This window comes from Corynebacterium sp. ACRPE (genome assembly GCF_022347435.1).
Lineage (GTDB): Bacteria > Actinomycetota > Actinomycetes > Mycobacteriales > Mycobacteriaceae > Corynebacterium > Corynebacterium tuberculostearicum_D.
In genome coordinates this window covers 1-1663 of sequence record NZ_JAKRNA010000052.1, presented here as the reverse complement: position 1 = coordinate 1663, position 1663 = coordinate 1, and the positions used below count along the sequence as shown (strand labels likewise).

The 1663-nt window shown below is 53.6% G+C and carries 1 protein-coding gene; it reads left to right on the top strand.

Annotated features, from left to right (window positions below; translation table 11 throughout):
• The first annotated feature begins 559 nt into the window (after window positions 1–559).
• A complete protein-coding gene (locus MHY13_RS12045; RefSeq protein WP_239283241.1) occupies window positions 560–1633 on the top strand; it encodes an IS30 family transposase in 1074 nt (357 codons plus the stop codon).
• Window positions 1634–1663 lie beyond the last annotated feature (30 nt).

The following is a 1663-nucleotide window of genomic DNA, read 5'->3' as shown; positions in this document are numbered from 1 at the left end:
CCTGATTTCTAGTGGTCGTGGAAACACCTGACATGGGTTAGGTGATTGTGTGAAGTCGAAATGGGTTCCGGATCCTGCTGTTGTGGCGCGGTTTGCGTCGTTGGTTCGGGCTGGTAGTTCAATACGGACGGCTGCTGGGGTGGTTGGTTTAGCGCGGTCGGTGGCGTATCGGCTTGCTGGTGAGTTGGACTTGCCGCGCAAGCGCCGCAGGACTACTGGCTCGGCTGATAGTCAGGAAATAGCTCGCCTGTGGCTGGAAGGTGTGGCACCGATGGATATTGCGCGCCAGCTTTCTATAGGCTCTTCTCCGGTGTACCGCATCGGTATTGAGCTTGGTTTGTGGAAGCGCAATCCACATGGCCGCAAAGCTGCGGCCACAACTGGCCGGTGTAGTTATCTGCAATTGCGCGCGAATGCTTTAGGCCGCAAAGATGCCGCTTTAGCCTGTGGCATTCATCCGCGTAGTGCTGCTGATATAGACAAAGGTGTCATTAAGCTTTCCACTGGACGTGTGCCTTTTGTCCCGGCTGGCCCGGATGTGGCGCTGTATAACAGGCTTATGCAGGTAGTTGAGTACGTTGATGGTCGCCAAGCAGTCCCAGTCCAGGTTATTCCGCAACAGCGTATCGATAGGCGTATTTCTTCGCGCTACTTATCGGTAGAAGAGCGCGAGCTCATCTTTGATCTTGACCGGCAAGGCAAAGGTGTACGTGAGATAGCTCGGCGTCTTGCCCGCTCTGCTGGCACTATCAGCAAGGAGCTTAAACGCAACCGGGATGAGTTTGGGGTGTATCTTCCCACGTATGCGCACCGTAAATCGGTGTTGCGTAGGTTTAGACCGAAAAAGCGCAAGATTGATGCCAATCCACGTTTGCGCACGGTGGTTTGGGAAATGGTGAAAGATAGGTACTCGCCGGAGCAGATTTCTGGGAGGTTGCGCAGTTGCTACCCCGGTGATGAGACTATGTACGTGTGTCCTGAAACGATTTATCAGTCTTTGTATTTCCAGGCTAAAGGTGAGTTGAAAAAGGAAGTCGCTGCTGCACTGCGTCGCGGTCACGCCCAACGTCGACCTCGTGGCACGCGCAGTGCCCGCAGGCGGTTTGTTGACCCTATGGTGATGATTTCCGACCGCCCAGCAGAAGTAGACGACCGGGCAGTACCAGGTCATTGGGAAGGCGACCTCATTCTAGGCGCGGGTAATAAGTCCGCAATTGGCACGCTAGTAGAGCGAACCACGCGCTATGTCATCTTGCTGCATTTACCTAATGGGCATAGTGCTACCGAAGTAAATGCAGCACTTACTAAAGCGATTGCTACCTTGCCAGATCATCTCAAAGGATCACTGACCTGGGATCAGGGAAGTGAAATGGCCTGCCATAAGGCCTTTTCTGTAGCTACAAATTGTCCCGTGTTCTTCTGCGATCCTGGTTCGCCGTGGCAGCGAGGCACCAATGAAAACACCAATGGACTACTAAGGCAGTACTTCCCTAAAGGAACAGACCTAAGCGTTCACAGTGCAGCGGACCTAGAATTCGTCGCCATGCAACTCAACCGCCGCCCCCGCAAAACCCTGGGCTTTCAAACACCAGCCGAGAAAATGGCAGCACTGATAAACTCAACCGAAACATAGGAAGTGTTTCCACGACCACTAGAATCCGCC

What these genes read in the sequence shown, in the direction of transcription:
- MHY13_RS12045 (WP_239283241.1), top strand. Translation starts at nt 560, where the DNA reads ATGCAGGTAGTTGAGTACGTTGATGGTCGCCAAGCAGTCCCAGTCCAG.